8 protein-coding genes are annotated in these 10,267 nt (G+C 43.8%); 2 read left to right on the forward strand and 6 right to left on the reverse strand.

Going from position 1 to position 10,267, the window contains the following annotated elements; translation table 11 throughout:
- Window positions 1-210: 210 nt before the first annotated feature.
- Window positions 211-1,617: a signal recognition particle protein gene (gene ffh / locus ACP45E_RS20665; protein WP_017036645.1), complete on the reverse strand. Its 1,407-nt coding sequence runs from the start codon at window positions 1,615-1,617 to the stop codon at window positions 211-213.
- 191 nt (window positions 1,618-1,808) lie between these two features.
- Here ffh and ACP45E_RS20670 point away from each other — a divergent pair, with 191 nt between their 5' ends.
- Window positions 1,809-2,603, forward strand: coding sequence for a cytochrome C assembly family protein (locus ACP45E_RS20670; protein WP_017036644.1), 795 nt, complete (start codon window positions 1,809-1,811; stop codon window positions 2,601-2,603).
- 117 nt (window positions 2,604-2,720) lie between these two features.
- Window positions 2,721-3,989, forward strand: coding sequence for an HlyC/CorC family transporter (locus ACP45E_RS20675; protein WP_026026501.1), 1,269 nt, complete (start codon window positions 2,721-2,723; stop codon window positions 3,987-3,989).
- Between the two features lie 91 nt (window positions 3,990-4,080).
- Here the strand turns inward: ACP45E_RS20675 and luxS are convergent, their stop codons facing one another.
- The 5 genes from luxS to ACP45E_RS20700 all read right to left on the reverse strand — a co-directional run.
- Window positions 4,081-4,599: an S-ribosylhomocysteine lyase gene (gene luxS / locus ACP45E_RS20680; RefSeq protein WP_017036642.1), complete on the reverse strand. Its 519-nt coding sequence runs from the start codon at window positions 4,597-4,599 to the stop codon at window positions 4,081-4,083.
- A gap of 105 nt (window positions 4,600-4,704) precedes the next feature.
- A complete protein-coding gene (gene gshA, locus ACP45E_RS20685; RefSeq protein WP_017037174.1) occupies window positions 4,705-6,270 on the reverse strand; it encodes a glutamate--cysteine ligase in 1,566 nt (521 codons plus the stop codon).
- Between the two features lie 117 nt (window positions 6,271-6,387).
- The gene (locus ACP45E_RS20690) at window positions 6,388-9,246 is read right to left on the reverse strand and encodes a M16 family metallopeptidase (protein ID WP_069585493.1); all 2,859 of its coding nucleotides are present in this window, start codon (window positions 9,244-9,246) and stop codon (window positions 6,388-6,390) included.
- A 9-nt stretch (window positions 9,247-9,255) separates the two neighbouring features.
- Window positions 9,256-9,717, reverse strand: a complete 462-nt coding sequence (locus ACP45E_RS20695) for a YqaA family protein (RefSeq protein WP_017036639.1) — start codon at window positions 9,715-9,717, stop codon at window positions 9,256-9,258.
- A partial coding sequence (locus tag ACP45E_RS20700; protein WP_141707461.1) for a zinc-binding dehydrogenase occupies window positions 9,711-10,267 on the reverse strand: 557 nt, incomplete at its 5' end. The genes ACP45E_RS20695 and ACP45E_RS20700, both read right to left, overlap by 7 nt.

Consider the following 10,267-nt stretch of genomic DNA (forward strand, 5'->3'; position numbering starts at 1 on the left):
GCTCTTCCGATCTTAACCCCAATAACCGTACACAAAAGTGACAGTTTGGGGTCTCGTGCCAAAATAAAGCCTCGGAATTTTACTCTTATTCCGAGGCTTTGCAAGACATTTAGCTACTTTTTCGCCACCACAAATAGTCAACAGAATTTGTGATTTAGATAACAGCTTGATAATAAAGTTGGCTTAAAGTTTTGTTTGGTGAAAAAGAGACTAACGACCAAATGGATTGAAGCCACCGCCTCCGCCCATTCCACCCATGCCGCCCATTCCACCACCGCCCATCATGCCTTGCATATTGCGCATCATGCCTTTCATGCCGCCTTTTTGCATTTTCTTCATCATTTTCTGCATTTGAGTAAATTGCTTCAATAAGCGGTTTACGTCTTGCACTTGAGTACCAGAGCCGGCTGCGATGCGTTTTTTACGTGAACCTTTGATAAGTTCTGGGCGTTTGCGCTCTTTCATCGTCATTGAACAAATGATCGCTTCCATTTGCTTAAACATTTTATCGTCAACTTTATCTTTAACGTTGTCGGGTAAGTTACTCATTCCTGGTAACTTATCCATCATTCCCATCATACCGCCCATATTTTGCATCTGGCCTAGCTGTTCACGGAAATCTTCTAAATCAAAGCCTTTCTTCTCTTTAAACTTCTTAGCTAGCTTTTCCGCTTTATCGGTATCAACATTACGCTGCAGATCTTCAATGAGAGATAATACGTCTCCCATTCCTAGAATACGTGAAGCAACACGATCCGGGTGGAAAGGTTCTAGTGCATCCGTTTTTTCGCCAACACCTAAGAATTTAATCGGCTTGCCAGTAATATGACGAACAGACAGCGCTGCACCACCACGGGCATCACCATCAACCTTGGTTAAAATAACCCCGGTCAGCGGTAACATGTCACCAAACGCTTTAGCCGTATTGGCTGCATCTTGACCCGTCATCGCATCGACAACAAATAAGGTTTCGACTGGATTAATGGCCGTATGGAGATCTTTAATCTCAGCCATCATCTCTTCATCAATCGCTAAGCGACCTGCGGTATCGACAAGAAGCACGTCGTAGAACTTTTTCTTGGCATGATCAATAGCAGCATTCGCGATATCGATAGGCTTTTGATCTGCTGAGGATGGGAAAAAATCCACGCCCACATCACCCGCTAGCGTTTCTAGTTGCTTGATCGCCGCAGGGCGATAAACATCGGCTGATACGACCAAAACTTTCTTTTTATCTCGTTCGCTCAGTAGCTTCGACAGCTTACCAACACTGGTTGTTTTACCTGCACCTTGTAAACCGGCCATCAAAATAACAGCAGGAGGCTGAGCGGCAAGATCAAGGGCTTCATTAGACTCCCCCATCACGGCTTCAAGTTCTGCTTGAACGATCTTGATGAACTCTTGACCAGGAGTGAGAGATTTAGATACCTCTACACCTACCGCCCCTTCTTTAACGCGCTTTACAAAGTCACGAACAACAGGAAGCGCTACGTCAGCTTCCAATAGCGCCATACGAACTTCGCGTAGCGTCTCTTTAATATTATCTTCGGTCAGGCGACCTTTACCGCTGATATTTTTCAGCGTTTTGGATAATCGATCGGTTAAATTCTCAAACATCTCTCTACTCTTCGCTATCAGGCGACAAATTATCACGAGTATACATTAGCCATGGATGGAGTCATACCCGTTGTCATACCCTTCTTTGGTTTTGATATCTCATCTATTACAATTCGATCTCACTATACGATAGCCCACGCGCTTGATGCAGGTTATAATTCCTTAATTCAACGACAAAACTTGTGGTATTGATGGATAACTTAATCGCGGTTACCTCTGCAATTTTATATGCACTTTCGATCGCAACGATTGTTCCTGGATTGGTGCAACAAACTGGCATTCGTTCCAAAACTGTTTTTATAAGCGCAGCAGGCGCACTGGCCTTTCACGGCTTGTTATTAAGTGATCTTATTCTTGATGGCGGCGGCCAAAACCTCAGTATTCTTAACGTTGCCTCATTAATTAGCTTTATTATCTCTCTCGCGATGAGCGTCGCTATGCTCAAAACAAGACTGTGGTTTTTACTGCCTGTCGTCTATAGCTTTTCAGCCTTAAACTTAATGGCGGCGACGTTCTTATCCAGCGCCTTTATTACGCATCTAGAAAATGATCCAAAGTTACTCTTCCACATTTCATTAGCGTTGTTTGCCTACGCCACACTGTCCATTGGAGCCTTGTACGCGCTTCAACTAGCCTGGCTTGATCATAAACTCAAAACGAAAAACGCTTTTGCTATTAACCCTAATTTACCGCCTTTAATGATGGTAGAGCGCCAATTATTTAAGATTATCTTAATTGGAACATTACTATTAACCGGCACACTCGTTACTGGGTCCATCTTTGTTCAAGATATGTTTATTCAAGGCAAAGCGCACAAAGCGGTTCTGTCTTTTATCGCTTGGGTGATATATTCGACACTGCTGTGGGGACATTACCAAAAAGGCTGGCGAGGACGAAAAGTCACTTGGTTTGCCGTCGCTGGCGCAACGCTATTGACGCTAGCCTACTTTGGAAGCCGTTTCGTCAAAGAAATCATTCTTACTTAACTAGAGTAAGTTACTCTTCTCACTACTTTTAAACCGAATGACATGTTTTTTGCTTAATTGACATTCTACGTATCTTCGGTCATAAATTAATCTAGGCACAAAAAGGGAAAATTTAGTTTGGACGACATCTCCACTGTTTTTTTGTTCACGTTACTTGGCTGTTTACTGCTTATCTCAGGATACTTTTCAGGCACAGAAACGGGAATGATGTCCCTTAACCGCTATCGGCTAAAGCACTTAGCAGGTACCGGACACAAAGGCGCAAAGCGGGTTGAAAAACTGTTAAACCGACCCGATAGACTCATTGGTCTTATCCTGATTGGCAATAACTTAGTCAACATTCTGGCTTCAGCCATCGCCACAATCATAGGAATGCGCTTATATGGTGATGCTGGTGTCGCTATTGCAACGGGCTTACTGACTTTATTCGTCTTAGTGTTTGCTGAAGTGACCCCGAAAACCATCGCAAGTCTCTACCCTGAGCGAGTCGCATTTACTAGCAGTATCTTCCTCTCAATTTTAATGAAAGTTCTTTCCCCTCTGGTCATTTTAGTTAACTTTATTACCAATGGATTCATCCGATTATTAGGGGTAAGAGCTGATCATAATAAAGAAGAACACCTCAGTTCAGATGAATTACGTACGGTCGTCAATGAAGCGGGTAACCTTATCCCACAGCGACACCAAGATATGTTGGTCTCTATCCTGGATTTAGAGCACGTAACCGTAAACGACATTATGATTCCAAGGAACGAGATCACAGGCATCGATATCAACGATGACTGGAAATCCATCGTGCGTCAGCTGACTCACTCTCCCCACGGAAGAGCGGTACTCTACCGAGATCAAATCGACGAAGTCGTCGGGATGTTGAGACTTCGTGAAGCGTACCGTTTAATGCTTGAGAAGAATGAATTTAATAAAGAGACATTGTTACGAGCCGCTGATGAAGTCTATTTCATTCCAGAAAGCACGCCACTTAACGTCCAACTGCTTAAATTTCAGAGAAACAAACAGCGGATCGGCCTTATCGTTGACGAATACGGTGATATTAACGGACTTGTGACACTTGAAGATATTTTAGAAGAAATTGTGGGGGAGTTTACTACCTCAATCGCACCAAGTTTATCTGATGAAATCACGCCTCAAGTCGATGGTAGCTTCTTCATTGAAGGCAGTACCAACATACGTGATATAAATAAAGGGCTGCAATGGAAACTTCCAACCGATGGGCCTAGAACACTAAACGGTTTGCTTCTTGAGCACTTAGAGGATATCCCTGAAAGCCACATTAGTATTCAGATATCAGGGCACCCGATGGAAATCATCGAGCTGGAAGAGAACCGAATTAAACTGGTTCGAGTGTTTCCCAAATTACGCAAATAGCTTTTAACCGCAAATAGCTTTCAACATTGCGATAGAAAATAAAAAGCCTTGAGACAACCTCAAGGCTTTTTTTTACGTAAGAGTGTTGGTATTAGTCTACTTTCAGCTCTTTTAGCATCGCTTCTGGCAACGCTAGCTCATCATTTTTATTGACTAAGATGCCTGCTGCAATGATGTTTTTTGCAATATCTTGGGCTTGAGATAGTGAATGCATTGCCGCGGTACCACATTGGTACTCATTAAGCTCAGGGATCTTGTTTTGATCAGTGACCTTCAATACATCTTCCATTGCCGCTAGCCAAGCCGTAGCAACCGCATCTTCACTCGGTGTACCTATCAGGCTCATGTAAAAGCCCGTACGACAACCCATTGGAGAGATGTCAATAATCTCGACAGAATCACCATTCAAGTGATTACGCATGAAGCCCGCGTAAAGGTGCTCTAATGTGTGGATGCCTTCTTCTGAAAGAATATCTTTATTGGGTGCAGTAAAACGTAGATCAAACACCGTAATCGTGTCGCCTTTAGGCGTCTGCATTGTTTTTGCAACACGCACTGCAGGTGCATTCATGCGAGTGTGGTCGACGGTAAAACTATCTAATAACGGCATTACTTTTTCCTCTGTCATTATGGTGTACAAACGGTTTTTCGTTCGTATCACTTATTTGTTCTTTATGTTTTGCTTACCAGCGTTGAGCGAGGTGAGAGCATTAAACTATTTTAAATATGAGAAGTAATTCTCTAAATACTCATCAAAGCTCTCTGTATCTAGGCTCTCTTGCTCGCGTTGAGCTTGTACAGAGCGAATGACTTCCTGCTCCATTAACTCTTGTGAGTATACTTTATATTGATGCTGCTGGTACTGCTCTCGATATTTCATGCCAAGACTACACCCAAGCTGACCAAGCCCACCCTGCTGTTTTGTCTGTTCAAGTAATTGGCCTGAAATCGTTAGCTCAGGGTTATCAATCCACTTAATCAACTTTTCACAAACATCTTGATATGCACGACCGCCTTGAGCGCTATCCATAGACTCGGCAATCAAAATGAGATCATCAAATACGCGCTTAGCCCATTCTTGCAGCTGTAAACGTTCTCCACGGCAACCTATCTGTAATTCGAGACCGGTTTTACGCCCTTCTAGAATGACTTTGTTCCAGTTATCTCTCCAACATTCCAGCTCACAGTTATCCATTGGCTCAGAATCGGTTAACGTTGCCCAAGTCAGGAAGAGGTCTAAAAAGCGCACTTGCTCTTCAGTAATACCAACAGAACTGAACGGGTTTACATCTAATGATCGGACTTCAATGTATTCAACCCCTGCTCGTGCTAACGCTTCAGACGGTTTTTCATCACTTTTGGCCACTCGTTTCGGACGAATAGGAGCATAAAGCTCATTTTCAATCTGTAGAACATTGCTGTTTAACTGTTGGTACTTACCATCCACTTTTACACCAATGTCAGCAAACTCGTCTGAAGGGGTGCGTATCGCTTTATTCAGCCCTTCTAAATACTGGTCTAAGCTATTAAAGCCAATTCTAAGTATGCTTTGCGCGCTGTTGGTATAACCTAGATCACTGAGTCTCAATGCGGTTGCGTGGGGCAAATACAGTGTTTGGTTAATATTTTCAAAAGGCAGCTTCGTTTCTCGACCTTTTAAGAAAGATGAGCATAACGCTGGAGAAGCACCAAAGAAATATGGTATTAGCCAACCAAATCGGTAGTAATTACGGATTAAACCAAAATAAGCATCTGATTTACTGGCTTCACGTTCTTGCTGTGGTTGCTCACCAAACAGAGCATCCCAATACGATTCAGGGAATGAAAAGTTGAAGTGTACACCCGAAATAATTTGCATCAGGCTACCATATCGATGCTTCAAACCTTCTCGGTATAAGGTTTTCATTTTTCCTGAGTTTGACGTTCCATAGTACGCTAAGTTTATGTCGTCTTCAGAGCTGACGTAGCATGGCATTGAAAGAGGCCACACTTTTTCATCACCAAGTTTAGTTTGAGCAAAATGATGAATGTCTTCCAGTTGATACAATAACGTAGAGACGTCATTTGAGACCGGAGTAATGAACTCGAGTAACGATTCAGAAAAATCGGTTGTAACCCATTTATTTGAATACGCTGATCCTAATCCTTCGGGGTGTGGCGTTGTCGCAAGGTGGCCATCAAGGCGATAGCGTAACGTCTCACGCTCTACACCACGTCCATATTGCTTAAACACTTCCGGTTTTTTAGCTATTAATTCTAGCCTAGCAGCAAAATCAGTCAAAATAAGGGTCGCTTATGTTCATATTTAACACACCAAAGGGTAAACCCATTACGACTCTGGCGCTAAATAAGTGATTAGAATTAGAGCGGAGATATCCGCCCCTTATTAATGTGTACTCTAACGGATGATTTCAAGCTCTTCTATCGGAATATCCAATTTTTCTAACTCCGATTTCAGGCTTTTCGCATCACCGACAACAATTATTTGATAATCGCTTGGGTCAAACCATTTCGCTGCCAATGTGTTCAGCGTTGCTTTATTCACCGTATCTACGATTTGATTTCTCTGCTCAAGATAATCTTCATCAAGACTGTACGTTAATATGTTTCTCAATAGCGCCGCTTTTTGGGAAGGCGTTTCATATTTAAGTGCGTCTTGTTGGCCCACCGCTAAACGAAGAAACTCCAGCTCATTTGCCGTCATACCTTTGTCGCTATAGAGCGCTAACTCTTTTTGCATCTCTTGAATGGAAGCCAAGGTGGTATTGGCTCTGACTTGAGCACTGAACACGATGACACCGACTTCTCTGTTGGAGGCTAAATAACCACTCGCACCGTAGGTATACCCTTTATCTTCACGTAAGTTTTGATTGATACGGCTGTTAAAGTTTCCAGCTAAATTAAAGTTGGCCAATTGAGCCAAATAAGCTTCGCCGGTAGCATCAAATGACATGCCCTTTCTTACCAGTCTGACAAGACTTTGAGGAGCATGTGGTTTATCAACTAAATAAAGCTTCTGTTCAGTTAGAGGGGTTACAACCTGAGGTCTAAGAAGTGGAGAGGCTTCCCCTTGCCAGTTTGATAAAAATGCTAACTCTCGTTTGATCTCTTTCTTCGTAACATCACCCACTACCACAATCTGAGCGCCATTCGGAGTGTAGTGTTTTTGATAAAACTCAGTCACATCCGCCAGCGTTATACTCGATACAGACGCTTCAGTTCCATCGCTAGAGCGAGAAAAAATGGATCGTCCAAAGACCACTTGTCGTGTCGCTTGTGATGCCAGCCAATTAGGTGTCTGATGACGATAAACGATCCCTTCCATCATCTGCTGTTTGATTCGATCAAAGTCCTCTTGAGCAAACTTAGGGGAAAGCAACACTTCTTCCACGATCTTGAGTGTGGGTGTGAGGTTTTTCGTTAACGTTGAAATACTCAGAGTGGTCGAATAAGTGCCGGCACTAACGCTGATATCGCTCCCCAGTTTATCCAGTTCAGCCTGAAGTACCTCAAGAGTCCGGTATTGCGTACCTTCTCCCAGTAAGGAAGCCGTTAGATTAGCCAACCCTTCCTTTCCTTTGGCAACATGCCTTTCACCCGCAGGCAAATAAATTTCGATCTGCACAGTCGGTGTTTCACTGGTCACGGTGCCTAGCAGCTCAGACCCATTGTCAAAATAGAGCTCATACAAACTCGGCATTTGGGCTTTCACTCCACCCGCGACTAAAGGCATGACTGAGCGATCAAAGTTATCTTCTGCTTTGCGCAGCTCTAGTTCATTGTCTGAGATTTTTTGGTAACCTGGAAGCGCACGTTGTGCCGGTATAAAATCGGCCTCTCTGACAGTTAAGTCCATTTTGCCTTTCGGGATAACACTCAAAGTCACCTTCGGCTTGCCTTCGATGTAGTCTTTAAAGGACGCCATTATGGATTCAGGAGACACCGCATTAATTTGCTGTAATCGAGTTTCAATGCGATCTGGCTGGCCATAGAAGGTTTGGTTCGAGGCAAGCTGAGTGACTTTCCCGCGCACACTTTCGAGTGCGAACACCGCATTCGCTTCAGCCATTCCTGTAATCTGATCTAACCTTGCTTGTTCAACACCTGTCTTAGCAAATTCATCAAGAGTCGCCAGTAATTCCTCATAGAGAGGGGTTAAATCACCATTGTCGCCCGATGTACCCATTGCATACACGTAGAACGTACACGCCAACTCAGCACAATCTTGAAATGAGCCAGCATCAACCGCTTTTTGAGTTTTAACTAAGCGTTGATATAGCAGGCTATTTGCGCCACCGCCGAGCACATTAGCTAAAGAATCGAGTGAAGCTTGCTGAGCATGGCCTCGGTACTCGGTAGGCCACCCTATAACGACCATAGGTTGCTGAATACGATCCTCAAGGGTCAAGTATCGATCTTCCGTCAATATGGCCGGTTGTTTTTCCGCTTTTTTGACCTCTGGTCCTTTGGGAATTGAGCCAAAATACTGAACGATCCACTCCAGAGTCTCATCTTGATCAATATCACCACCGATGGTGATCACCGCATTATTCGGGCCATACCAACGCAAAAAGAAGTCTTTGAGATCATTGACATCCACACGATCAAGGTCTTCGACATACCCGATAGGTTGCCACGAATATGGGTGTCCTTCGGGATAAATGGCTTCTCCCATTCTCTCCCACATCAGGCCATATGGGCGATTATCGTAACTCTGTGCTCTTTCATTTTTTACTGTATCACGTTGAATTTCAAACTTTCTTTGTGAAACTGCATCCAGTAAAAAGCCCATTCGATCCGACTCTAACCAAAGAACTTTCTCAAGTTGATTGGACGGAACGGTTTGAAAATAATTCGTTCTATCTCGATTTGTTGTACCGTTTAACGTTCCCCCTGCCTCAGTAATGATCCTAAAGTGCTCCTGATCACCGACATTTTCGGAACCTTGGAACATCATATGCTCAAAGAAATGCGCAAAACCCGACTTACCAACATCTTCACGGGCTGAGCCAACGTGGTAGGTCACATCTACGTGTACAAGCGGATCAGAATCATCTGGGGATAAAATAACCGTTAACCCGTTCTCCAATTGATACTTAGAATACGGAATCATCACCTTGCCCGATGTCGGTTCGACTTCTTCAATGAGAGTAACGCCTTCTGGCAATGACGAGAAAAAAGGAACGGAAGGAATTGTATAGCTCGAACAGGCTGTAATAGTAAGGAGTGAAAGCGCCCCTAACCAAATGTTTCTCATGACATTTCCTTAAAAAAAACCAAAATAAATGGCGGATAATAGGCTATAACGAAGCGCTTTTCCGATCAAAATGAGTGCAAAGCAGGGCAAGAATCGCATTCTTAACCACCCCGCAGCCAAGCACAAAGGGTCGCCAATAATGGGCAACCAACTAAATAATAACGTCCAGTAGCCATAACGATTCAACCAGCGAATGGCTTTATGACCATGTTTTTCTTGTTGAGTTCGATTGGGTAGCCATAAACCTAGCCAATAGTTCGTCATCCCTCCAAGAGTATTACCTACAGTGGCAACCAAAATGATCACTAGAGTGGAATATTGATTAAGGCTTAACGTAGCAATTAAACCCGCTTCAGAGCCTCCGGGTAATAGTGTGGCACTAAGAAAACCACTGATAAAAAGTACCCATAAGGCCGAATCAGAAAACCACAGAGCAAAGCTTTCAAAGACACTGGTAAAGATGTCTAACACTGCATATCAAGTAGCACCTTGCCCCGCGTGCGCCCGGTTTCAACCTGCAAATGGGCATCTTGCGCTTGGGTATAAGGGAAAATTTGTTGAACCTCTGTTTTCAAGAGCCCAACACTGACCATATAGAGCATGGTATCGAGTTGTTCAGGGTTTGGATCCACAAGCATTCCTGTTGCTTTGAAGCCTAATAGCTGAGCTTTCTCACAAATCAGTTCCGCACTCAATGTTGGAACAGTCACCACTCTGGCACCGTCTTTTAAGCACTTCAAAGCATCAAGCGCTGCATCACCACCGACGAGGTCAATCAACACATCGACTTCTTCCACTCTCTCTGACACGGGAGCAAATTCATAGTTGATGGCATGGGCGCCCAGTGTCGCCAAATAGTCAAGATTAGCTTCACTGCATGTGGTAAACACTTCGGCTTTTGCGGCTACAGCAATTTGCACCGCTATGTGTCCAACCCCGCCAGCACCAGCAAGAATGAGGACTCTGTCTCCTTCAGCAACTTCGGCTTTATTCAATGCTTGAGCTGCCGTTTGCCCCGCCA

It is taken from the genome of Vibrio genomosp. F10 str. 9ZD137 (assembly GCF_049974785.1).
Classification (GTDB): Bacteria; Pseudomonadota; Gammaproteobacteria; order Enterobacterales; family Vibrionaceae; genus Vibrio.